This is a genomic window from Metabacillus rhizolycopersici, from assembly GCF_020075705.1.
The window spans coordinates 1-209 of record NZ_JAIQUM010000350.1 but is presented as its reverse complement, the minus strand read 5'-3'; the positions used below and the strand labels follow the sequence as shown (position 1 = coordinate 209).

Sequence of the window (209 nt, the reverse complement as noted above, 5' to 3'; positions counted from 1 at the left end):
AAGAGCTTAACTTCCGTGTTCGGCATGGGAACGGGTGTGGCCTCTTCGCCATCATTACCAGATAATTTATTAAATTGAAGGTATATTCCTTCAAAACTAGATAACGATTCACAATTCAATTCACTGAGTTTACGCTTTTTACTGTGTCCAGCTACAGAAGCCAAATACTCCGGAAATTTCACAATCTCGTGCGAAGTCAAAGTACGACT

At 40.2% G+C, this 209-nt stretch carries 1 rRNA gene; it reads right to left on the bottom strand.

Annotated elements, in window-relative coordinates:
* Positions 1-62, bottom strand: a 5S ribosomal RNA gene (rrf, locus tag K9V48_RS30320); the annotation flags it as partial.
* Positions 63-209 lie beyond the last annotated feature (147 nt).